At 74.8% G+C, this 22,776-nt stretch carries 19 protein-coding genes; 9 read left to right on the top strand and 10 right to left on the bottom strand.

Annotated elements, in window-relative coordinates; all coding sequences use genetic code 11:
- Positions 1–3: 3 nt before the first annotated feature.
- Positions 4–777, bottom strand: a complete 774-nt coding sequence (locus WMF11_RS11660) for a CPBP family glutamic-type intramembrane protease (RefSeq protein WP_437977500.1) — start codon at positions 775–777, stop codon at positions 4–6.
- A 453-nt stretch (positions 778–1,230) separates the two neighbouring features.
- On the opposite strand from WMF11_RS11660, the gene WMF11_RS11655 reads away from it, so the two are divergent.
- Positions 1,231–2,094, top strand: coding sequence for a hypothetical protein (locus WMF11_RS11655; RefSeq protein WP_437977499.1), 864 nt, complete (start codon positions 1,231–1,233; stop codon positions 2,092–2,094).
- Positions 2,095–2,167: 73 nt separating this feature from the next.
- On the opposite strand, the gene WMF11_RS11650 is transcribed toward WMF11_RS11655, so the two are convergent.
- Positions 2,168–3,493: an MFS transporter gene (locus WMF11_RS11650; protein ID WP_437977498.1), complete on the bottom strand. Its 1,326-nt coding sequence runs from the start codon at positions 3,491–3,493 to the stop codon at positions 2,168–2,170.
- 364 nt (positions 3,494–3,857) lie between these two features.
- Here WMF11_RS11650 and WMF11_RS11645 point away from each other — a divergent pair, with 364 nt between their 5' ends.
- The 6 genes from WMF11_RS11645 to WMF11_RS11620 all read left to right on the top strand — a co-directional run bounded on the left by WMF11_RS11645 (position 3,858) and on the right by WMF11_RS11620 (position 12,998).
- Complete coding sequence (locus WMF11_RS11645; RefSeq protein ID WP_437977497.1) at positions 3,858–5,141, top strand: hypothetical protein; 1,284 nt, start codon at positions 3,858–3,860, stop codon at positions 5,139–5,141.
- Positions 5,142–5,298: 157 nt separating this feature from the next.
- Entirely contained in the window at positions 5,299–6,519 is a 1,221-nt protein-coding gene (locus tag WMF11_RS11640; protein WP_437977496.1) for a hypothetical protein, read from the top strand.
- Positions 6,520–7,551, top strand: a complete 1,032-nt coding sequence (locus WMF11_RS11635) for a diacylglycerol/lipid kinase family protein (RefSeq protein ID WP_437908473.1) — start codon at positions 6,520–6,522, stop codon at positions 7,549–7,551.
- Positions 7,552–7,691: 140 nt separating this feature from the next.
- Complete coding sequence (locus tag WMF11_RS11630; protein ID WP_437908472.1) at positions 7,692–9,362, top strand: protein kinase domain-containing protein; 1,671 nt, start codon at positions 7,692–7,694, stop codon at positions 9,360–9,362.
- Positions 9,363–9,369: 7 nt separating this feature from the next.
- A complete protein-coding gene (locus tag WMF11_RS11625; RefSeq protein ID WP_437977495.1) occupies positions 9,370–11,988 on the top strand; it encodes a Kelch repeat-containing protein in 2,619 nt (872 codons plus the stop codon).
- Positions 11,985–12,998, top strand: a complete 1,014-nt coding sequence (locus WMF11_RS11620; protein ID WP_437908470.1) for a hypothetical protein — start codon at positions 11,985–11,987, stop codon at positions 12,996–12,998. The genes WMF11_RS11625 and WMF11_RS11620 overlap by 4 nt, the downstream gene beginning before the upstream one ends.
- Positions 12,999–13,013: 15 nt before the next feature.
- Here WMF11_RS11620 and WMF11_RS11615 read toward each other — a convergent pair whose 3' ends face one another.
- The 8 genes from WMF11_RS11615 to WMF11_RS11580 all read right to left on the bottom strand — a co-directional run bounded on the left by WMF11_RS11615 (position 13,014) and on the right by WMF11_RS11580 (position 20,404).
- Positions 13,014–13,490, bottom strand: coding sequence for a hypothetical protein (locus WMF11_RS11615; protein ID WP_437977494.1), 477 nt, complete (start codon positions 13,488–13,490; stop codon positions 13,014–13,016).
- A gap of 369 nt (positions 13,491–13,859) precedes the next feature.
- A complete protein-coding gene (locus WMF11_RS11610; protein ID WP_437977493.1) occupies positions 13,860–15,002 on the bottom strand; it encodes a hypothetical protein in 1,143 nt (380 codons plus the stop codon).
- Between the two features lie 115 nt (positions 15,003–15,117).
- A complete protein-coding gene (locus tag WMF11_RS11605) occupies positions 15,118–15,492 on the bottom strand; it encodes a response regulator (RefSeq protein ID WP_437908468.1) in 375 nt (124 codons plus the stop codon).
- 55 nt (positions 15,493–15,547) lie between these two features.
- Positions 15,548–17,011 carry a HAMP domain-containing sensor histidine kinase gene (locus WMF11_RS11600; RefSeq protein ID WP_437977492.1) on the bottom strand — a complete coding sequence of 488 codons (1,464 nt, stop codon included), beginning with the start codon at positions 17,009–17,011 and terminating at the stop codon, positions 15,548–15,550.
- Positions 17,008–17,694 carry a response regulator gene (locus tag WMF11_RS11595; protein WP_437977491.1) on the bottom strand — a complete coding sequence of 229 codons (687 nt, stop codon included), beginning with the start codon at positions 17,692–17,694 and terminating at the stop codon, positions 17,008–17,010. Before WMF11_RS11595 ends, WMF11_RS11600 begins: the two co-directional genes overlap by 4 nt.
- A 58-nt stretch (positions 17,695–17,752) precedes the next feature.
- A complete protein-coding gene (locus WMF11_RS11590; RefSeq protein ID WP_437908466.1) occupies positions 17,753–17,989 on the bottom strand; it encodes a hypothetical protein in 237 nt (78 codons plus the stop codon).
- 16 nt (positions 17,990–18,005) lie between these two features.
- The gene (locus tag WMF11_RS11585) at positions 18,006–18,503 is read right to left on the bottom strand and encodes a Spy/CpxP family protein refolding chaperone (RefSeq protein WP_437977490.1); all 498 of its coding nucleotides are present in this window, start codon (positions 18,501–18,503) and stop codon (positions 18,006–18,008) included.
- A gap of 320 nt (positions 18,504–18,823) precedes the next feature.
- Positions 18,824–20,404 (bottom strand): hypothetical protein, encoded by a 1,581-nt coding sequence (locus WMF11_RS11580; RefSeq protein ID WP_437977489.1) that lies wholly within the window; start codon positions 20,402–20,404, stop codon positions 18,824–18,826.
- A 279-nt stretch (positions 20,405–20,683) separates the two neighbouring features.
- Here WMF11_RS11580 and WMF11_RS11575 point away from each other — a divergent pair, with 279 nt between their 5' ends.
- Both WMF11_RS11575 and WMF11_RS11570 read left to right on the top strand, forming a co-directional pair.
- A complete protein-coding gene (locus WMF11_RS11575) occupies positions 20,684–21,205 on the top strand; it encodes a hypothetical protein (protein ID WP_437977488.1) in 522 nt (173 codons plus the stop codon).
- Positions 21,202–22,776: a GMC family oxidoreductase N-terminal domain-containing protein gene (locus WMF11_RS11570; RefSeq protein ID WP_437977487.1), complete on the top strand. Its 1,575-nt coding sequence runs from the start codon at positions 21,202–21,204 to the stop codon at positions 22,774–22,776. The genes WMF11_RS11575 and WMF11_RS11570 overlap by 4 nt, the downstream gene beginning before the upstream one ends.

Raw genomic sequence — 22,776 nt, 5'->3', positions numbered from 1 at the left:
CGCTCAGCGGAGCATGCCGATCACCAGGGCGGCGATCGTCGCGTCCGCGACGATGTGCGCGAGCACGGGCGCAAGGAGCCCGCGGGAGCGCTGCCGCAACAGGCCCAGCATCACGGCCCAGCTGCCCGCCAGGAAGACGCCCAGCAGCCCCCGCGGGAACCCGTGCGCGTGCTGCGCGCCGAACGAGGCGGCCTGCAGGACCACCGCGACGCGCGCGCCCCACGCCGCCGCGAGGCTGGGTTGGAGCACGCCGCGCCAGATCACCTCCTCCAGCGTGGCGTTCAGCACGGCGAAGACCGCGCCTCCCGCGATGAGCAACGGCGTCGACACCTGGAGCAGCTCCGAGCCGGTGATGTCGCGGAGGTCGGGCCGGGCGAGCGCGAGCCACCCGACGAGCGCGACCGGCGTGACGCCGCCGACGAGCGCCGTCCAGCGCTTCGGGAGCCCGCCGGCCGCGCGCCAGCCCTCGGGCGGACGCAGCGCGGGCGCGAGCCGCGCGAGGCCGCCGTAGGCCGCGAGCGCCAGGATCATGGCGAGCTGCCAGACGACGCCGAGGCGCATCGCCACCACGATGCACGCCACGAGCGCCGCGACGGCGCGCGACGGCCCCTGCGCCACGCGGACCGCGAGCAGCGCCACCAGGGCCGCGACCACGGCGACGGCGAGCGTCGCGCGCGGGAACGCGGGTGCGTCGAGCGCGGCCTGGAGCGCCAGGAGGCCGAGGGAGACCAGGCTCAGCGCGCGATCGGCGCGCGCCTTCGGCTCGGAGAGGGCCATCGAGGACTCTTGCATCTGGACCGCGATGATGCCTCTTTCCCAGGCTCAGGAGCGCGCGATGGTGGGGCGGTTCTTTGGAAAGGGTCAGTCCAAAGCGTTCGAAGCGCTGCGATCCTGGCACGAGGCGCGCCGCCCGGCGGCGTGCATCGTCCATGGGCCGCCCGGCGCGGGAAAGAGCACGGTCATCGAGCGCTTCTTCGGCTCGATCGCGAGCCCTGGGACGCTGAAGCTCGTCGTCCACGCTGGGCGCGTCCATGGCGCAGCCTTCGAGGAAGAGGCGCTCGCGCAGCTCTCGGCGGGCCCGTGGCCCCAGGGCACGCCGTATGACCCGCATCACTTCGGCGTCCGCACGAGCGCGCGCTCTCGAGCGCGAGGCCGGGGGGCGCGCTCGCCCAGCTCGCCACGGCAGAACGGGTCGGGCCGGACCAGGCGCTCGCCCTCTTTCGCGCCGCGATGTCCCTCCCACCGACGTCGCGCGCGAACGCGCTGGCGCCGCTCCTGCCACAGCTGGCCAGCGAGGAGCGCGCCCGCGCTGTCTCCGCGTCGTTCGGTGCGTTCCTCGTCGACCACGACGAGGGCGCCGAGTTGCACGACATCGACGCGTGCACCGCGGCGCTGCTCTCCTTTCTCGGGGTGGCCGAGCTCCGCAGGTTGCTGGACGAGGCCCTCCCGACCGCCGGCGCCGTGGCCGTGCGCTTCGCCGAGCTCGGCGCGCCCGGGTGCGCGCTCGACGTCATCAGGGAGCGCTGCGGGGGTGGAATCTTCGCCGCTCACCCCTTGCTGCGCGCCGCGGCGACGGAGGGCGGCCGCTCCCTCGTACAAGCAGCGCGCGAGGCGGTGGCCGCGATCGATCCGGCCTGGGTTGCCGCGGGGCTCGTGCGCGATCACGCGGCCGAGGCGATCCAGGTGCTCGGGCTCGACGCAGCGGTGGACGTCGCGGAGCGCGGCGGAGGCGGCTCGGAGTACACGCGGATCACGGCGCTCGTGGCCCTGTGTCACGCCGCCCCCTGGCCGTCGCGCCCCGAGATCGCGGCGCGCGCCGTCGCTGCCTACCACGATGACCAGGACACCGACGGTCTGGCGAGCGTGGTGAGCTGCGCGCCCTGGATGTCGGTCCAGGACGCAGCGAGGCTGTTCGCCATGAGCCTCGGCGAGGAGACCGATCGGGCCCAGCTCGTCTCCACCCTGAGCCGCTGGGGCGGAGTGGAGCAGCTCGCGCCGCTCATCGAGCGCATCGGCGGCGACGATGCGCTCGCCGCCGTCGCCGACGTCCTCTCCGACGCGCTCCGGTGGAGCTCGCGGGCGCGCGCCGGATAGGGCGGTCCCCTCCGGCCCCGGCCGCCCTGGTTCCGCGGGTCAGCCATCCCGGCGGGATTTATGACACGCGGACCTAGTCGCGCGGCACCAGGCGCGACAGGACGACCCCGGGGATCGACGCCGCGAACGCGATCGCGAAGAAGGCCGTGAACCCCGCGCTGGCGGCCAGGTAGCCGCTCGCGCTGCCGGCGAACGTCGCGGAGACCGACATGAGCGCCGACCCGATCGCGAAGTGCGACGACTTGTACCCGTCCACGCAGCGCCGCATCAGGAACACCGCGAGCACCGCCGTCCCGACGCCGGCGGCGAGCTGCTCGAGCGTGACGAGCGCGACGACCCACGGGAGCGCCGGCCGCGCCCACGCGAGCGCCACGTACAGCAGGATCGCCAGGCTCTGCACGAGCGCGATCGGGAAGATGGTCCGCGCGAGCCCCCACCGCTTGATGATCACCCCGCCGAGGATCGAGCCGGCGATCGAGGCGACCGTCCCGACCCCGCCCACGTTGCCTCGCGCCGCCGTGTCGAGGCCGAGGCTCTTCAGCAGCGGCGACGACATCGCGAACATGAGCGCGTCCCCTGCCCGGTAGCAGAGGATGAACGCCAGGCTCGATGCGATCTGCGGCTGCCGCAGGTACACACGGAACGGCTCGATGTAGCGCCGCAGCCCGGTCGCTCCGGGCGCGGCGCCGGCCCCGGGCGTCGCGGCCGGGCGCGGCAGCCCAGCGGCGTGCGCGATCGCGAGCAGCGCGAGCCCGCCTGCCGCGACCGCGAACGCCGCGCCAAAGGACGCCCAGCCCGCGAACGCGACAAGCAGCGCGCCCGCGAGCAGCGCGAGCCGGTACGCGCCGACCCGCAGCCCGGAGAACGCCGCCTGCGCGTCCTTGTTGAGCGCCTGCAGGTAGAAGCCGTCGACCGCGATGTCGTGCGTTGCCGCGGCGACCGCGACCGCCCCGAACAGCGCGGCCACGAGCCATATCGCGCCGCTGTCCGCCGCCGCAGCGAGCCCGAGGACGATCGCGACAAGCGCGATCTCGACCGCCACGAGCCAGCGCCGCGGGCTGCCGTGGAGGTCGACCAGCGGGCTCCAGAGGAACTTGAGGTTCCACGGGAGCCCGTAGAGCGACGTCAGCCCGATGATCTCCAGGCTCGCCCCCGCCGCCGTGAAGAACTCCCCCGCCACCTTGTGCGCGATCGCGTAGGGCAGGCCCTCGGCAAAGTAGGTCGACGAGATCCACAGGCCCCGGGGCGCCCCTCCCGCGACCGCGCCGGGCGACGCCGCCTCACCGGGCGCCTCCGAGGAGGCGTCACGCCTCGGCGCCTCCGCTCCCGGCTCGGGCAGCGCGGTGCGCGCCGGGGCCGCGGGCTCAACGGGCTTGTGGGATGTAACGGCAGCCTCCACGCCTTCTCCGCACCCTTACACGATGCGTCCCGGGACGGAGCAAGTTCCAGGACGCCCGACCGCCGCGCCCGACCATGGAAGCAAACACGACGCCGTGAGGCCGCGGCGCCGTGAGGCCGTGAGGCGGCGAGGACGCAGCGGACGCCATCGCGAGCGACGCTGTGGTATCGGTCCGGCATCTGGTTTAAACGGTGAACTGCATGCGACGGGCTCACGCTCCCTCGGTGTCCCCCTGCCGTCACGGCGGCGACGCCGATCGTGGCGCTTCGTGCCGCTCCGGCCGTGCGGCTGCGCTCACGCGCGCCGACCTCGCGCCGACGCGGCCGGCGCCTTGCTCATCTCCGGTCTTTCCGAGGGAGCCAGCGTGAACGAGTACACCCGGCGCGAGGAGGTCCGCGCCACCTTCATCGCCTCGGCCATCCTCGTGCTGTGCATCGCCGTGGCGGTCCTCCGGCTCGTCACCGTGGAGGGCAGGCTCGTCCCCGACCCGGGCGCGCGGCGCCAGGCCGAGGAGTCCGAGGCCCGCGTCGCGCCCGCGCGGGCGTGCGCCCTCGCCGGCGAGAAGCTGATCGTCGAGATCGACCTGTTCAAGGCGGCCGCGAAATCGGCGCGTATGCCCGACCCGGGCGAGGCGCCCCCCGCGCCGCCGCCGCCGCCGGCGACCAGCACGAAGGGGCGCGCGCCCCGCAACGCGCCGCCGCCGCCGAAGCCCAAGGAGCCCGACAAGCAGGGCGCGTGGGCCTCCGCCCAGCCGCTCTACAAGCAGATCAAGACCCTGTCGGGCTGCCGCGAGGCGACCGAGGCGCTCCTCGGGGCTCGGGTGAACGCCATCCCCGCCTGGGAGGCCATCGCCAAGGCGGCCGCGATCACGCCGCCGGGCGCCGCGGAGGCCGAGCAGTTCGAGGCGGCGAAGCAGCTGCTCTCGCTCATCGCCGACATCCCGGCCGACAAGGTCGCGCAGGCCACGAAGGACGCCGAGGCGGCGTTCAAGGCGAACGCGGAGCGCGACCGGGATCGCGCGCTCACCGCGATGGTCCGCGAGCCGCTGCCGCAGGGCGTCTTCTCGCGGCGCGTGGCCGTGAGCGTCGGCGTCGGGCTGACGGTCTGCGCTCTCTTCATCAGCTATCTGGGCGTGCGGGCCGCCTCGATGCGCCGCCTCGCGACGCTGCTCCCGCTGCGCGACGCGGTCCGCAGCGGGCGCCCGGGCATGCAGGCCGCGGAGATCCTGAAGACCGCCGCGACGCACAACAGCGGCGAGCCCGGCCTCGTGATCGGCGCCGCCATCGGCGGGTTCTCCGCGGCCCTCCTCGCCCCGAGGGACGCCGACCTGTTCGTCGCGGGCGTCATGGCGGGCCTCCTCATCGGCCTCGGCGCGCAGTGGGCCTTCCGCCTCGCCCTCGGCGCGGGCCGCTGGCGCGCCCGCACCACGGAGCTCGCCGAGGTCGAGAAGCCGGCCATCCCCATCGTGCTCGTCCTGAGCGGCGTGAAGCCCGGCCTCGAGCTCGAGTTCATCCAGTTCCTCCGCTCGCTGCCCCCCGCCGACGCCGCCGCGGCGGTCGAGAAGCTCGCCTCCCAAGCCGAGGAGCGCATCCTCGCCGCCGCCGACGCGGGCGCCGCCCTCACCCACGGGAAGCCGCCGCCAGGGTGACGCCGGCAGCGTGACGCCGGCCGGCGCAAGGGGTCGCGCCTACCCTCCGCACGACCACAGAACTCCCGCGGGGTGTCCCCGCGAACACAGCGCGGCGGCGGCCCTGCACCGAGCGCTCGATCCGCACGCCGTTCCATGGAATGGAGGCGCTCCCGACATGAGACACCCCCTGCAGGCCCGCCGGCCGTCCGGGCGATGGGCGCTCCTCTCGCTGCTCGCCGCCACCTGGTGGCTCGCCGCGCCCCCTGCAGCGGCGCAGGACACGGCCACTCCGAAGGCCGCCGCGCCGCAGGCCGACGACGCTCCGCCCGCGACGCACGCCGCCTCGCTGCAGGCCGACGGCCCTCCGGCCGCAGCGCAGGCCGCCGCGCCGCAGGCCGACAGCCCTCCGGCGGAGGGCGGCGCGCCCTCGACGGACGGAGCCGCCGGGGCCGGCGCGCCGTCGGGCGGCGCCGGCGGCGCGGCCTCGGACGCGCGCGATCCGGCCGAACGCAGCGCGGCGCGGCGCGACAGGCCCGGGGCGACGAGCAGCCGCGCCACCCCCTCGAAGAAGCGCCGTGGGGACATCAACCCCTGCATGACGCCCGATCCGGGCTGGGGCGTCTACGACCGGTGGTCCCGCGCGCCCTCGATCGGGCAGATGATCATGCCCCACCGGGGCGGGGTCACGAAGCGCGGCGGCTTCGACGTCATCATCCACTTCCACGGCCACGAGGCGCTCCGCAAGGAGTTCGTGAAGACCGCCGAGGGCGCCGTCCTCGTCGGCATCGATCTGGGCATCGGCTCGGGCGCGTACTCGAGCGCGTTCTCGGCGCCGTACGTCTTCGAGAACCTGCTCGACAGCATCGAGCGCGCCGTCGCGAAGAAGACCGGCAAGAAGAAGGCCTACATCCGCAAGCTGGGCCTCTCGTCGTGGAGCGCGGGCTACGGCGCCGTCGAGCAGATCCTGCGGCAGCCGGCCGGCAAGCGGGTCGACGCCCTCGTGCTGCTCGACTCGCTCCACGCCGGGTACGCCGACGAGCAGCAGCACAAGCTCAAGGTCGCGCAGATCGAGCCGTTCATCGCGTTCGCGAGGCGCGCCGCGGCGGGCGAGGCGTTCATGTTCATGAGCCACTCCTCCATCCTGCCGCCCGGCTACGCGTCGACGGCGGAGACGGCGGACTTCATCGTGCGGCAGCTGCGGGGCAAGCCGAGGGGCTCCTCCCGCGCCGACGTGCTCGGCCTCGACATGATCCAGCGCTTCGACCGCGGCGACTTCCACGTCCGCGGGTACACCGGCGACGACAAGCCCGATCACTGCGCCCACCTCGGCCTGATGGCGGACGTCGTGCGGGTCCACCTCAACCCGCGGTGGAAGTCGCCGCGAGGCCGGCGCTAGATGGGCGGCATCGGCGTCATCATCAACCCCCGCTCGCGCCAGAACCTGAGCGATCCCCGCGCCGCGGTCCGGCTCGCGCGCGCGCTCGGCGACCACGGCGTCGTCCGCGCCGCGCGCTCCCGCGAGGATCTCGCCCGGATCGCGGAGGACTTCAGGAAGCTCTCCATCGACGTGCTCGGCATCTCCGGGGGCGACGGCACGAACCACGTGACCATCACCGGCTTCCTCGACGTCTACGAGAACGAGCCGCTGCCGCCGATCGCCTTCCTGCGCGGCGGGACGATGAACACGGTGGCCAACGCCGTGGGCGTCCCCCGCGGGCGCCCCGACGGCCTGCTCGCGGGGCTCATCGCCCGCTACACCGACCGCGGCCGGCACCCGCTGCGCTGGATCGAGCGCCACGTGATGCAGATCGGCGCCCACTACGGCTTCATCTTCGGCACCGGCTGCGTCCACGGCTTCATCGCCGAGTACAACCGCAGCGAGGAGCGGAGCGCGCTCTGGGCCGCCAAGGTCCTCGCCCGCGCGAGCGCCGCCGTGCTCCTCAATACGGGCACCCAGGTCGCCGCGCGCTGGCAGGGCCGCGTCCACTTCGAGGACGGCTCCGCGTTCCCGGACCGCGACTACCTCGCCGTCGCCGCCGGCACGGTGGACCAGATCGGCCTCGGGTTCCGCCCGTTCCACCGCCACGACGAGCGCCCGGAGAGCTTCCACATGCTGGGCATCCACACCTCCGCGCTCGGCTTCGTCAGGAAGCTGCCCGATATCTGGCGGGCGCGGCCGATGGGCGAGGCGCACACGTTCGAGAAGATCGCCCGGCGCGCGGTGCTCGAGGCCAGGTCGGGCGTGGTCCACTACGTCTGCGACGGCGACGTGCACGAGCACGCGGGCCCGCTCACCGTGCGCATCGGCCCGCGGGTGAAGATCCTCGTGGAGCACAAGTCCGGCCATCGCCCCGCCGGCGCACGGCGCACGTCGCACGATGTGTGCGCACGCGCCGAGCGCTCGCATCCCTGCGGAATCGTACGCTGATCATGCATGGATCACGCGCTGACCATGCGCCGACGGCGCGCCGGCGCGCGGGCAGGCAGCGGCGCGCGGGCAGGCAGCGACGTACAGGTGCGCGAGACCATGGCTGTGCGAGGCCAGCAAAGTTAGACTGCGTTCGCTCCATGCCGCCGCGCTCCTCCTCCGCGCCCGCCTCGTCGACGGACTCGACCCCGCGGCCCGAGAGCGCGAACCGCTCGTTCGCCTCGTCTGCGGCGTTCCCGCGCGCCAGCGCTCCGGACTCGCTCGACCCGGAGCTCATCGATCCGTCCCTCGTGACACCGCCTCCGGAGGCCGGCACGCCGTCGCCCGCTCCGGGGAAGGCGGCGCGGCGCATCTACCGCGAGGGCGACGTGATCGGCGGCAAGTACCGCCTGCGCTACGTCCTCGGCGAGGGCGGCATGGGGATGGTGTGGCTGGCCCACAACGACGTCCTCAACATCGACGTCGCCATCAAGTTCATCCGGCGCGAGGTCAACTCGACCGAGGCGACGGTGCGCCTCCACCAGGAGGCGCGCGCCGCCGCGCGGATCGATCACCCCTCGATCGTCCGCGTGATCGACTTCGGGGAGTCCGAGCACCGCGACCCGTACATCGTGATGGAGGTGCTCCGGGGAGAGCAGCTGGTCGAGGCGATCGAGCGCAGGAAGCGCTTCTCGCCCACGGCGGCGCTCCGCATCCTCCTGCCCATCGCGAGCGCCGTCGCCGCTGCGCACGACCGGAGGATCGTCCACCGCGATCTCAAGCCCGAGAACATCTTCCTCGTGAAGAACGATCGCGGCGACATCACCCCGAAGATCGTGGACTTCGGCATCGCCAAGGTGTGGAGCGAGACGGCGAGCGGCGAGATGACCAAGGCGGGCACGGTGCTCGGCAGCCCCGATTACATGTCGCCCGAGCAGGCGCGCGGCATCACCGACGTCGACGGGCAGACCGACGTCTGGGCGTTCGCCGTGGTGCTCTACGAGACGATCACCGGCCAGAAGCCGTTCCAGGGCGGCAACTACCACGACCTCGTGGCGGCGATCCTCGTCAAGGATCCGACGCCGATCACCGCGCTCGGCGTGGGCGACGAGGCGCTGTGGGCCATCATCGCGCGCGGCCTCGGGAAGGAGCGCTTCAACAGGTGGCGCACCATGCGCGAGATGGGCGTCGCGCTCGCGCGCTGGGCGACCGAGAACGGCGTCGTGGAGGACGTGACCGGGACCTCGCTCGCCGTGCACTGGCTGAGCGACGGCGAGCAGCGGCCCCTCTCCGAGCGGCCGGCGCTGCGGGCGCAGCAGCGGCGCATCTCCGAGCGGCCGGCGGTGCGGGCGCAGAGGAGCAGCGAGGACCACCAGGAGGTCGCTGTACACCCTGTCCACCAGGAGGCCGCTCGCCCGACCGGGGACCGGCGGCGCGTCGCCGTCGTCGCGGCGGCGGGGCTGGCGACGCTCGTGATCCTCGGCGCCGCGCTGTTCTCCCTGCGCGCCATGACCGCGCGGGACGGCAGCGCCGAGCCCGCGCCTGCGGCGCCGCCCGCTGCGTCGCAGGTCCAGCCGCAGGCCGCCGCCGCACCATCGACCGCACAGGGCCCCGCGCCCGAGAGCCGCCCCGAGCCAGCCCGCACGGCCGAGCCGCAGCCCTCGGCCGGCGCGGCCCGCCTCGGACCGGCCGAGAGCCCCACCGCGAGCGCCCACGCGCGGGAGCCCGCGCCGGCGCCCCGGAGCGCCGGCTCGCGACGGACCGCGCCCTCACGGGCGGGCGCGAAGACCTCTGGCGCTGCCTTGCCGGTCCCGGCCCGGCCGAACTTCTAGCGTCGCGATGTCTTCCCAGGAAAGCCCCGCGCGCGAGACGCGACATCGAAGGCCGACGACCGGCGCGCGCTGGCCGCTGCTGCTCGCGCTGGCCGTGCTCACCGGCGCCTGCTCGCTGCTCGCGGAGAGCGCCCTCTCCGACAAACCTTCCGAGGGCGGCCAGGGCGCGACCTCGACGGGCGGCGGCTGCGCGCCGGACTGCCCGGACGGCGCCTGCTGCGGCGGTACGTGCGTCGCGCTGGGCGAGGACCGGGAGCACTGCGGCGCCTGCGGCAACGCGTGCGGCGACGGGGAGTCGTGCTGCGGCGGGTCGTGCACCAACGTGCTGAACGACCCGTCGCACTGCGGCGCGTGCGGCGTGCCGTGCCCGCACACCCTCTGCGTGGGCGGCCACTGCTCGTCCGAGTGCGTCTTCGGCTTCGACAACTGCGACGGGAACGTCGTCACCAACGGCTGCGAGGTCGATCTCAAGAGCGATCCCGAGCGCTGCGGCGGTTGCTCGCTCCGTTGCCCCTCGGGCGCGATCTGCGACGCGGGGCAGTGCGCGTGCGCGCCGCCGCTCCTCGACTGCGACAACCTCCACGACACCGGGTGCGAGATCGACGGCTCCTCGGATCGCGCGAACTGCGGCGCCTGCGGCGTCACCTGCGGGCCGAACATGGAGTGCCGGGCCGGCGTGTGCGGGTGCGCTCCGGGGTACGCCGACTGCAACGGCTCGCCCGACGACGGCTGCGAGGCCACGCTCGGGACAGAGGCGGACTGCCGGGCCTGCGGGGATGCCTGCGCGAGCGGCATGATCTGCGATGGAAGCAGCGGCTGCGCCTGCGCGAGCGGGCGCCTCGACTGCGACGGCGCGCCCGGCTGCGAGGCGATCGCCATCGACCCGACGACCTGCGGCGCGTGCGACGTGCGGTGCGCGCCGGAGGCGGCCTACTGCGACGGCGTGGCGTGCGCCGCCGGCTGCGCCGCCGGCCTCGCCGTGTGCGACTCCTCGTGCGTCGACACGCAGCTCAGCCCGTTCCACTGCGGCGCGTGCGGCGTCGCCGCGGGGCCGCACCAGCGCTGCGACCGAGGCGAGCTGGTGTGCGACGAGGGCTTCGCGGACTGCGACCCGATCGCCCCGGGCTGCGAGTCCGATCTCACCAGGGATCCGCGGCACTGCGGCGCGTGCAGCACCGCATGCAAGCCGGGCGCCGTGTGCGTGTCCGGCGCGTGCGCGTGCGGGGCGCTCACGCCGCACGACTGCGGCACGGCCTGCCGCGCCTGCTGCTCGGACGAGGACTGCTCGGACGGCGACGGCTGCACCGCCGACGTGTGCGAAGACGGCGGCGCGAGGTGCAAGAGCACGGGCTGCGCCGACGGAGAGCAGTGCTGCAGCCTCGTCGCGTGCCGCCAGTGCTGCACCAGCGCGGACTGCAGCGGGGGCGAGATCTGCTCCGGCGGCGCCTGCATCCCGCCCTGCGGAGGCGGCCTCGTGGCCTGCGACGGCAAGTGCGTCAGCCTGGGCTCGGCCGAGCACTGCGGCGCGTGCGGGAACGCCTGCCTGAGCGGGCGCGAGTGCCGCACCGGCCAGTGCACCCCCGCGTGGGCCCCGATGACGAGGGCCGGCGCGCCCGCGCCGCGGCAGATGGCCGCGGCGACCTGGATCGGGAACGCGCTCTTCCTGTGGGGCGGCCGCACGTCGGTCGGGGACGTGGGCGACGGGGCGCTCTACGATCCCGCGCGCGACACCTGGTCGACGCTGGGCAACGAGGGCGCCCCCTCGCCGCGCGTGCTCGCGGCCGCGGCGTGGACGGGCTCCCGGGTGCTCGTCTGGGGGGGCGGCTCGTTCGCGAGCCCCTTCGGCCTGTCCACCGGCGGCGTGTACGACCCGGCGACGCGGACCTGGCGCGCGATGAGCACCACCAACGCCCCCGCGGCGCGGCGGATGCCGATCGGCGTGTGGACCGGCACGCGCCTCCTGATCTGGGGCGGCAACGAGGGCGGCGCCCCGGTCGCCGGCGGCGGGCTCTACAACCCGGTCGCCGACGCATGGACGCCGGCCTCCAGCGCCGGCGCGGCACCCGCGCGCGAAGGCGTCGCGTGGGCCTGGTCGGGCACGGAGCTCTACCTGTTCGGCGGGGAGGCCGGCGAGGCGACAACGAACGAGGGGTACGCCTACAACCCCACCACCGACGTGTGGCGGTCGCTGCCCAGCGCCGACGCGCCGAGCCCGAGGACCGAAGCGTTCGCGGTCTGGATGGGCGATCGGCTCCTCGTCTGGGGCGGGCAGGACCAGGAGGGCGGCGCCCGCAGGGGCGGCGCTATCTACGATCCGGTGGCCGACGCGTGGCGCGGGATCGACGACAAGGGGGCTCCCTCGGAGCGCAGCCGCGTCGAGCGGCGCACCGGCTGGACCGGGTGGACCGGCGCGCACGCGCTCGTCGCCGGCGGGCGGAGCGGCCTGACGCTCAGGCGAGACGGGAAGCTGTACGATCCGATGACGATGGCGTGGGGAGCGAACATGTCGGCCGCGGGCAAACAGCACACCTACGGCGTGGGCGTGTGGACGGGGACCGAGCTCATCTTGTGGTCCGGGCTCGAGGGGTTCTCGCTGGTGCCCGACGGGGAGCGGTTCAGGCCGTGACGCCGCGGCGGACGCGCCCGCTCTCGGGCGCCCTGGCGCTCCTCGTCGCGGCGGCGATGCTCGCCGCCCCCGCGCCCGCCGCGGCCCAGAGCGCGGCCGACGTCGCCGTCGCGCGCGAGATCTTCATCGAGGCCTCCGAGCTCGCGAGGCAGGGGCGCTGGGAGCAGGCGCGGGAGCGGTACGAGCGCTCGCTCGCGATCAAGCGCGCGCCGATCACGCTCTACAGCCTCGGGGTGGCCCAGCAGCAGACGGGGCAGCTCGTCGAGGCGCTGGAGAACTTCCGCGCGTTCCTTGTCGAGCCGTCCGCCCCTGCGACAAAAGGGTACGAGAAGCTCGCGCGGCAGGCGATCCAGGAGCTCGAGCACAAGGTCTCGGCGCTCGAGCTGCGGCTCTCCCCGGGCGACGCCGTCGGCCTCGAGGTGAAGATCGACGGCGTCGTTGTGCCCGCGGCGGCGCTCGATCGCCCGCGCCCGGTCAACCCGGGGGATCACACGGTGACCGCGAGCGCGCCGGGCTACCGCGAGGCCGAGCGGAGCGTCGCAGCGGCGCCGGGGAGCCGCGCCGTCGTCGTGCTGAGCCTCGAGCGCGAGGTCGTCGCGCCGGCAGCGCCCGCCGGGCCGAGGGTGTCCTCGACGAGCGCTCCAGCGAGCGTCGCTCCGGCCAGACCGGTCCTGCGCGGCGCCGCGCCGAGCTCCGCGCCCGACGCTGCGCCGAGCCGCGTGGTGCCGATCGTGCTGGTCGCCGGCGGTCTGACCACCGTGGCGGCCGGCGCGGCCATCGGGCTGCTCGGGGTCGCGAGCGCGTCGGACGCACCGACGCGGGACGGGGATGCGGCCGACGCCGCGCGCGCCCAGGCGCTCGCGGGCGACATCGTCGCCGGCGCCGGCCTCCTCGCGGCGGGCGTCGGCGTGCTCGTGATGGTCTTCGACCGCGATCCCGCCGGCGCCCCGCGCAAGCAGCCCCCGCCGCGCGCCGCCCTCGACCCGTTCCGCCTCACCGTGCGCTTCTGACCTCCGACGCAGGAGCTAGGCCTTCGGCATCTCCCTGCGGTCGAGGTTCACCACCACGAACGCGCCGTAATTCAGGACCGTGAGCGAGTCCTCGTCCACGATGAGCACGCGGACGCACTGGGGCGGAGACGGCGCGAGCAGGTCGACGTACGGATCGAACGGCGCCTCGTCCACGGGCGGCAGCACGGCGTGCAGGAACTCGTGGAGCCGCGCGCGGTGGTCGACGATGACGCCCGCGCCCGGCGCCTCCGCGCTGCCCCGCGCGTCGATCCGGAAAAACGCTCGGCGCGCCGCCGGGGACACGACGAGGATGGCCGCGTCCGTCACCTCGATCTCGCTGGACGTGCACAGCCGCTCCACGCGACGGCTCACGGCCTCCTCCACCGTCTGGAACAGCCGCAGCCGCCGGCGCTGCCCTTCCGTGAGGCCCGGCTCCTCGATGTACGCCTCGAGGCTGCACCCGCGCATGTTCCGCTCGCACCCGTACGCCATGCGTCTGCACCGTGGCTCGGTCTGCTCACCCGCCTCTGGCAGCCGGGTCGGACAGCCGTCACGCCTCCCCGCACGGGCGCTCATGCACGGGATTAGCCAACACCCCCGGCACCTCGGCGGCGCTCCAGGGTTGGTCGCGGCTGCCATGGTTTCCATGGCTCGCGGGCAGCGACCGGGACGCACGCCTGCGTCCTGGAAGGCAGCACGGCCGCGGGGCGGGAGATGCAGGCGCGAACGCCCGCACGGAAGTGCACAGCCGCCAGGGCGATGCGCTCACACCGCCCGATGCGCGAGAGCCGCTCCGTGTGCCCCGGGCGGCAGGGCGTGGCCCCGGCGAGAGCTGCCGCGCCCCCGCCCGGCGGACCGGCGCTACTGCGCTGCCGGCGCCGCGAACTTCGCGGTGAGCTCCACCTGGGCGACGCTGCGCTGAGCGGCGGCCTGCTGGGCGGTGGCGCCGGGCGGCACAAGCAACGCCTGGAGCCGCTGCGAGGCGTCGGCCACGCCGGGCACGAAGCTCGACGGCGACCAGGTGAGCGTGCCCTTGCCCGAGGAGTCGAGCCGGTCGATGGTCATCGTGACCTCCCCGTTCGGGCTCGGCAGCTTGAGGTCGGCCCCTTCCGCGTACTGCCGCGTGTCCACGCTGAGCGAGACGACACCTCCCTCCACCTTCTCGATCTTGAAGACCCGGTACCGCAGCACCAGCAGCTGCGCGCCCGACGCCACCACGCGATCGGTGACCATCCAGTAGGCGCCTGCGCCGACGGGCTTGTCCGGGAGCGGCGGCGTGAGGAGCGTGATGGCCTCCCCGAGCGCGCCGATCAGCGGCTGGAGACCTGGATCGGCGTCCTTGGAGAGCTCGAACTGGAGGTTGCTGACCGCGTTCGCCGGCGAGAGCTCGTACCGCAGCGCGCTCCCCTTCAGCTTCGCGAGCGCGTCGGCGAGCTGCTTCGGCGGGCCGCCGATCGACATCGAGGCGAGCATCGCCGACGTGATCTTCGCGATCACCCTCGTCGGAGCCGCGCTCGCCGTCGACGCCACGCGCGCGGCCGCGCCCTCCTTGGGCGCGTCCGCCGGCTTCTCCGCCTTGAAGCTCACGCCGAGCTCCAGGTTCGGCAGCCCCTGCGGCCCGCCCATGCGCAGCCCGAGCGTGATGTCGAGCTTCTGCTCGGATTTCGGGTCGATCTTCGGGGCGAGCCTGGCCCGCGGCTCGCTGCCGTCGCCGATGACCTCGATCTTGTAAGGCACGTCCTTCGGCAGCGCGGCGGCCGCTTCGGACGCCGAGAACACGCCGCTCTCCGGCGGCCCACCCGCCGTGCCGCCCGCCGCGGGCCCCTTCTTCTCGGTGCTGCCCGACGCCGCCTCCGCGAGCTCCGCGCCCAGCTTGCCGCCGACGACGGGCAGCGCCGGCCCGGCGTCGAGCGCGCCGGCGTCGGCGGCGACCTGCGCCTTGCTCTTTTCCCCCTCGCAGCCCGCGAGCCCCGAGAGGGCGACCGCCGCGAGCGTCGAAGCCATGACCCAGCGCCACCGAGTGTGCATGACGGCCGGGTGTAGCCAAATCGGGCGCCATGTTCCAGCGCTCCGTTGCGTTGCGCCGGACGGACGGCTCCCGCCGGGGCGGGGCCCCGCTTCAGGCCCGCCGCGTGGCCTTGAGCCCGCCGATGTGCTCCAGGAGCTCTAGGGGCCGGAACGGCTTGGCGTAGTAGGCGGTCGCGCCGAGCTTCAAGGCGCGGGCGCGCGCCTCGTGATCGTCGAGGGCGCTGATCACGAGGATCGGCAGGCTGGAGGTGCCCGGGTGCGCGCGGAGGCGCTCGCAGACCTCGAAGCCATCCATGCTCCCGGGCAGCATCAGGTCGAGCAGCAGCACGTCGAAGGGCTCGGTCAGGGCGCGCTCCACCGCCTCGCGGCCGGTGCCCACGCCGATCACCTCGTGACCACTCGCTCCGACCAGCGCCTCGATCATGCGCCGGATCGCGTCCTGATCTTCGCAGAGGAGGATTCGCATGGTCGCGAGCACCGGGAGCGTCGCACCCGCCCCATCGCCCGGTCAAGCGGGAACGCTACGCGCGGCGAGGGCGGGCCGCTCTGTCTGCTCTGTCTGCTCTGTCTGCTCTGTTTGCTCTGTTTGCTCTGTCTGCTCTGTTTGCTCTGTCTGCTTCCCTGTCGCGTCCCTGTGGACGCGCGGCGCTGGTTGGCGGACGCAGCGCGAGCTCGATGCCGACGCGCGCCCCGCCGCCCTCGCGGCGCTCGGCGAACGCTCGGCCCCCGTGCGCCTCGGCGATGCGCTTGCACAGCGCCAGGCCGAGGCCGAGCGAGCCGCGCTCGGCGCCGCTCTCGCCGCCCTGCCCCCGCTCGCGCCGGAAGAACGCCTCGAAGATGCGCGTCTCCTCCCCGTCCGCGAACCCGGGCCCGCGATCCTCGACCTCGAAGACGACGCCGCGCTGGCCGCCCGGACGGACCCGCAGCCGCTCGGCCCCGCCAGCGTGCGCGCGCGCGTTCTCCAGCAGGTTGGCGAGGGCGCGCGCCAGCAGCGTCGCGTCCGCCTGGAGCGACGGCGTCCCCTCGACGACCTCCAGCAGCGTCGGATCCAGCCCTGCGCGCTCCAGGGCGCGGATCCCGGCCTCGGCCGGGTCGAGGCTGGCCACGGTGAGGGCCGCGAAGTCGAGGCGCGAGCTGGCCAGGAGGTCGCCGACGAGCGCGTCGATCTCCATGACCTCGCGGTCGAGGTCGTCGAGCACGCAGGCGCTCGGCCCGCCGCCCTCGCGGGCCATCTCCGTCAGCAGGCGGATGCGGGCGAGCGGCGTGCGGAGCTCGTGCGACACGGCGGCGAGGAGCTCTCTCTGGTCGGCGATCTGGCGCTCGATGCGCGCGGCCATGTCGTTGACCGCCTCGGCGACGATGCCGACCTCGCCCTGCTGTCCGTGGCAGTCGAGCCGGACGCGGCTCGACAGCTTGCCGGCCCCGATCTCGTGCGCGACGTGGGCGAGATCGACGAGCGGGCGGGCGAGGCGGCGCGCGATGAGGCCCGAGGCCCCCCACATGACGATGGCCACCGCGAGCAGCGGCAGGGCGAACCGGAGCGATCCGCCGGAGCGGCCGCGGGCGGGGCAGAGGAGCACCGTGCCGAGCGGCCCCCCTTCGTCGCGGACCGGGGCGACCAGGGTCTGCGCCCGGCAGGGCTGGCCGTACCTCGCGAGCCGCCGCCCGGCCACGTCGACGAGCTCCAGATCAATCTCGAGATCCTCGGCGAACGCGCGGGCGAGGGCGTCGCGGGCCGCGGGATCGCCCCATACGCGCTCGAACTCGTGGGCCACGAACGACTGGGCGCGGGCGTGCTCGCGCCGCCAGCCGGAGTTGCCGACGCGATCGATGGCCCCGATCGTGGCGACGGCGGCGAGCGCGGTGATCAGGATGGTCGCGCCGAACCACATGAAGATCCGGCGGTGCAGCCGCGCGCTCAGGAAGCGGCCGATCGAGACCTTGCGCCCGTTCTCGTAGAGCCAGGACCGGTACCGCCTCCTCACACGCGGTCCTTGGCGAGCACGTAGCCGACGCCGCGCACCGTCTTGATGAGCCTCGGCGACCTCGGGTCGTCGGACAGCTTCTGCCGCAGGTGCGAGATGTGCACGTCGACCGTCCGCCCGCCGACGTTGACGTCGCCGCGGCCGGCCTCCTCGAGGAGCGCGTCCCGGGCGACGACGCGGCCGGCGCGCCGCGCGAGGGCGACGAGGATGTCGAACTCGATGCCGGTGAGATCGGCGGGCTTGCCCGACACGGTGACGACGCGGCCGGGCACGTCGATGGCGATGTCGCCGGCCACGATCCGCTCGCCGGCGGCGTCGGGCGTGGCCCGCCGCAGCACCGCGCGGAGGCGCGCGAGCAGCTCGCGCGGGCTGAAGGGCTTCGCGATGTAGTCGTCGGCGCCGATCTCGAGGCCGACCACGCGATCGGCCTCGTCGCCGCGGGCGGTGAGCATGAGGATCGGCATCGAGCTCTTCTGCCGGATGCGGCGGACGACCTCGATGCCGTCCATGCCCGGCATCATCACGTCGAGCAGGACGGCGTCGAAGGTGCCCGCGGCGAGCGCCAAGAGGCCGCGCGCGCCGTCGCACGCCACGGTCACCGCGAACCCGTTCTGCTCGAGGTAGCTCGCGAGCAAGGCGTGGAGCCGTGTGTCGTCGTCGATGAGCAGGAGCCGCAGCGCCATGGAAGGACCCGGGGGGCAGGTGCGGCGGCGACCGGCCGCCGCTCACCCCTTGTATAGCTCAGGGGCCCGCGCCGGTGTCGGCGTCGGCCGCCGCGGGCGCGTGGACCGCGCGCGGGGCGCCCCGCGGCCAGGAGCGATCGGCCTCCCGCGCGGCGTCCACGCAGATGGAGGCGACGTGGCGCTGGAAGGCGTCGCGGCGGGCCTCCGCCCGGCAGCGCAGCGAGGAGAAGCCGGAGGCGAAGCCGGCGACGGCGCCGAGCGCGAGCAGCGCGATGGTGATCTGGCGTCGCATCATGGTCTCATCCCCTCCTTCACGCCCACCGGCCGTGGGTCCTGTAGGGATCGTCGCCGCGCCACCCGGCCCTGCCGGACCACATGTCGCGGAACGCGGCCGGCCCGATCTCGATGAGATCGGCGAGCTGCTCGCGCTGGCGGTCCTCGAGCACGGCGTGGACCTTCCCGAGCGCGCCGACCGCGGCCCTGCGCAGCGACTCGATGGCCGTGTCGTGGCGCGCGAAGAGCTCGCCGAGGCGCGTCTCGTCGAAGCTCGGGCTCCGCATCGCCGCCGCGACGTCCGCGCGCGTGCTGCGGATCTCGCTCCGCTGCGCCTCAGCGGCGGAGCGGAGCTCGTCGATGGCCGCGACGATGACCTTCTCCTGCGTCGGCGTGGTGCCGAGCCGATCGAAGAGGAAGGACAGGAAGAAGCGACGGCGGAAGCCGTGCCCCCCGAAGCCACGCCGCCCGAAGAAGCTCGGCCCAGCGCCCCAGGGCGCACCGCAGTCGTACCTGCAGCCGCGCTTCAACGTCATGACGAGGCCTATCAGACAGGCCGTTCCAACCACGAATCCCAGCATGATGCGTACCCTCCGTGAGCGTCTCCGCCGTCGATCCGTGCACGGGGCGTGTGCGCGCGGCTTCGGTTCGTCCGAATGCGGGCGCCGCCCCGGGCAGCAACGACCGGAGCCGCAGACGCGCGGCTCCGGGACACCTCGAAGCTGCGCAGCGCGTGTGAAGGATGTTCAGGAGCGCGTGTGAAGAAACATGAAGATCGCCGCGGGCAGCGCGGCGCGGCGCCATGACGGAGGGGCGCGCCATCCGCTCGCGGACGGCGCTCCGCGCCCCGGCGGCGCTACTTCACCGACTCGACATCGCCGATGTCGTCGAGGTCGTCCTTGGGTTTCCCGTCGCCCGAGGTCGCCCACGGATTCGTGCGCTCGCTCTCGGGCGCGCCGCGGTCGCCGTCTTCGTCGTCGTCCTCCTCTTCTTCGAGGTCGTCGAGCGACTCGACCTTGGCCCCGTCCGGCGAGGCGCTCGGCACAGGCGGCGTCGACGCGCGCGACGCCGGGGGCGCGGGCGGCGTCGATGCGCGCGGCGCAGGAGGCGTCGACGGGCGCACCGCCGGAGGGGGCGGCGTCGATGCGCGCGCCGACGAGGTGCCAGGGTCGCTCGGGAGCCTGTTGCGCGACGGCTCACCCCCCTGCGGTGAGACCGCCGCCGCGGCGCCCGCCGCTGCGAGCGGCCTCGCGGCGATCGCGCTCGGCGGCGTGATGCCGCCGGCGGCCTTCGGCCCCGCGGGGGAGCCGGCCGGCGGGCTGCTCACCGACGCCGCGAGGCCCCCCGGCGGCGAGCCGGCCGCCCCGAAGAGCGCGGCGCTCACGCCGGCCTTGCCGGCCTGGCCCGCGTCGGGCGCGCCGCCGGACGAGCCGGAGGCCGGCGCCGACACGGGCCCGCCGCCGGACGACACAGGCGCTGACGCCGCCGGGCCCGACACGGGCCCGCCGGACGCCGACGCCGCCGGCTTCGACACGGGGGCGGAGGCCCCCGGCGCCGATGCAGGCGCTGCTGCTCCGGCCGGCGGAGCGGCAGCGGGCGCGCCGCCGCGGCCGGACGACAGCTCCACCGGCGCCGCCGCCTTCGGCGTGGCGGCCCGCGGCCCGTCGAAGCGCATCGCCTTCTGCGCGAGCTGCACCACGGGGAGGATGTCGCGCGGCGGGATGTTCGCGGCGATGACGTCCGGCCCGGCGATCGCGAGTTCGCCGTCGGCGTGGAACGGCACGCCCGGGCGCTCGCGCTCCTGCTTGAGCCGCGCGTTGTCGATGGCGACGCGGATCTCGAGCGGGATGCGGGTCTGCCACAGCCGGCCGTCGATCGCCGTGCGCACGTCCCACGGCGTCAGGATCGGCGTCCTGCCGATGCCCTCGAACGGGCTGCGATCCGCGAGCAGCGCCTTGAGCAGCCAGGCGACGATCTCCTGGAGCTGCGGCGTGTCCTGATCCCACGGCATCGAGTCCCGGAAGAACTGCCAGTAGCCGCCGGCGGGGCCGTACACGGCGAGATCGCGCGGGTCGAACGCGTCCTCGAACGCGCGCGGGGTGATGTCGCCCTCGTCGATGACGGAGTCGATGAGCGCGCCCTGGAAGTCGGGCGTCTTGCGGCGGGCGGCCTTGGGCGAGAGGCCGGTGAGGGACGTCGTGATCTGCTGGCGCACGTCGCTCCGCTCGCGGAACCAGCCCATCCGCTCGACCGCGCCGAACTGATCGCGCAGCTTGACCGGCGTCCACCACGGCAGATCGAGCTCGCGCAGCCGCGCGATCAGCTCGGCCACGAGCTGCAGCGCCGGCTCGCTCGCGAGGTGCACGCGCGCCTCTCTCCTCAGCGTCTCGTCGTCCTTGCTATCGGGATCCCGGTGCTGCAGCGATCGCTCCGCCATCGTTCCTCCGTGCTCCCCCGGCCGCACTGCTCAATACCAGAACCGGATCCGCGGCGGACAGCCAGCCCGCGCGCGGCCGCGAAGAGCGATCCGCGCGCCGCGGCGCAGCGCTCGACGCGGCACGGCGCGCGCCTTCAGCGGACCGTCAGGATGTCGTTCTGCAATGGCACGCGAACAGGCCGTCCGCGTGGCCGAGCCAAGCGCCCGGGATCACCCGACCCCGTCGCGCGCCGCCTTCGACCTCGGCGCTGCGTCGATCCGGGCTAGGCTCTCGCGGCCATGCAACTGGATGGGGGAGGAAGCGCGCCCGGGCGCGCCGCGCGAGGGATCGAGCGGTGGGAACGCGCCGGGCGCGGGCTCTCGCCGTGGGCGCGGCGCGTCGCGTGGGCCGCCGCCGAGGCGATGCTCTGCGACGAGGACGAGCGCGGGGAGCTCGCCCCGCCGGGCGCCGAGGTGTGCGAGCGCGCGGTCGCGGCGCTGGATCTCGCGCTCCGGCAGGGCAGCCCCGAGACCCGGCGCAGCTTCGCGCTGCTGGCCGCCTGCCTCGAGCTGCTGCCGCCCTTCGTGATCGGCGCCTTCGGCCGGATGAGCCGGCTCTCTCTCGGCCGGCGGCTCGCGTACCTGGAGGCGCTCGAGTCGAGCCGCTCCGGGCTCCTCGCCATGCTGCTCCTCGCCTTCAAGGTGCCGATGTGCATCGCCGCCTTCGAGCAGGGCGCGGAGCTCGCGCTGACGGGCTTCGACCGCGAGAGCACCGCGGCGCGGCGCAGGCTGCCCGGGCTCGGCGCCGGGGGCGGCGCGTGAACGGCGGCATCGCGTCGAGCGAGCCGATCGTCCGCGGGCGCGACCTGCCCGCGGGGTTCGACGAGGCGTGCGACGTCGTCGTGGTCGGCTCCGGCGCCGGCGGCGCGGTCGTCGCCGCGCTGCTCGCCGAGGCGGGGCGGCGCGTGATCGTGCTGGAGGAGGGCCCCTACGTTCGCCCTGACGACTACCAGCGCTGGAAGCCCAGCGAGTCGGTGCGGCGGCTGTTCCGCGAGGCCGGCCTGTTCACGGCGTTCGGCGTGGGCCAGACGCCGATGATCTCGCTCACCCTGGGGCGCGCCGTCGGCGGATCGTCGGTCGTGACCGGCGGGGTGTGCTTCCGCATCCCGGGCAGCGTCCACGCGCGGTGGACCCGCGACCTCGGCCTCGACGAGCTGTCGGAGCGCGCCCTCGAGGCGGCGTACGACAGCGTCGAGCATCGGCTACAGGTCCGCGAGGTCCCCGAGGCGCTGCGCTCCGCCTCGACGGCGCGGCTCGTCGAGGGGGCGAGCCGGCTCGGCATCCCGATGCGCCCGCTCCGCCGCAACACCGGCGACGCGTGCGAGGGCAACGGCCGGTGCAACTTCACCTGCCCCGCCGGGGCGAAGCGCTCGGTCGACGTCGCCTACCTGCCGTCGGCCACCGCGCATGGCGCGCGCGTGGTGGCCGACGCGCTGGTCGAGCGGATCGCCGTGAAGCGCGGGCGCGCCGTCGGCGTCGAGGGGAGGCTGCTCGGCGGCGAGCCCGGGGCCTCGCCGCGCCGGTTCCGGGTGCGCGCGAAGGCCGTCGTCGCCGCGTGCGGCACGCTGCACACGCCGCTGCTCCTCCGCGCGACGGGCGCGTTCGGGGCGAGCTCCGGGCTCGGCGACGGCGTGACGCTGCACCCCGCGGTGCGCGTTGTCGCCCGGTTCGACGACGCGCTCAACGGCTGGGACGGCGCGCTCCAGAGCGTCTACTCCGACCACTTCGACGCCGAGGGGATCAAGCTCGTGGGCGTCTACTCGGCGGTGAACGTGCTCGCGGCGGGCCTGCCCGGCGTCGGGCCCGCGCTGCGGCGTCGCGCCGCCACGCTGTCGCGCTGCGCCGTCTTCGGCGCCATGATCCACGACGAGGGCGGCGGCCGCGTCCGCCCCGGCCCCGGCCGGGAGCCGCTCGTCTCGTACGCGATGGCGCCGCGCGACCTCGCGCGGCTCCGCCGGTCCATCACGATCCTCAGCGAGATGGCGCTCGCCGCCGGCGCGCGCGAGGTCTACACCGCGCTGCTCGGCGCGCCGCCGGTCACGTCGATGGACGCCGCACGCGCGGCCGAGCGCGCGGCCATCGACGCGCGCCGCATCGAGTGCATGGCGTTCCACCCGCTCGGGAGCGCGCGGGTGGCGAACGATCCGCGGCGCGGGATCGTCGATCAGAGCGGCGAGTGCTTCGCGCTGCCGGGGCTCTTCGTCGCCGACGGCTCGATCCTCCCCACGAGCATCGGCGTGAACTCTCAGGTGCCGATCATGGCGATGGCGACGCGCATCGCATGGCGGATGGCCGAGCGATTCCCGCGGCTCGCGGCGGCGAGCCCCGCGTAG

Source organism: Sorangium sp. So ce295 (genome assembly GCF_051527405.1).
GTDB lineage: Bacteria > Myxococcota_A > Polyangia > Polyangiales > Polyangiaceae > Sorangium > Sorangium cellulosum_B.
The sequence above is the reverse complement of the archived record's forward strand: the minus strand, read 5'-3'. Positions and strand labels throughout refer to the sequence as shown.